This window comes from Gilvimarinus sp. 1_MG-2023 (assembly GCF_030548285.1).
In genome coordinates, this window is record NZ_JAUOSC010001190.1 from 1 (window position 1) to 261 (window position 261).

General features: G+C 52.1%; 1 protein-coding gene. It reads right to left on the reverse strand.

Features of this window, described 5'->3' with window-relative positions; all coding sequences use genetic code 11:
- A partial coding sequence (locus Q4563_RS20620; RefSeq protein ID WP_303605843.1) for a hypothetical protein occupies positions 1–261 on the reverse strand: 261 nt, incomplete at both ends.

Sequence of the window (261 nt, forward strand, 5' to 3'; positions counted from 1 at the left end):
GCTCAGCTCCCCAGTGTAAATAGTGATTTATGCCTAGCGGTTGGGAAAACTGGCTGCGCAGTATGTAGTCATTGGTTTTGACGTCAACAAAATTTCCCTGGCCGATAGTGAGCTGGAATTTCTCCTCCAGTTGGGAAAGGCCGCTCTGGTGTTGCAGGCCATTGCCATAAAACTTGTCCCAGACAATCGCCTGGCTGTTGAAGTAGCGTTCAGAGCTGATGCCACCCTCCAGACCCGGGTCTTGCGCCAGCTCGTCAGAAT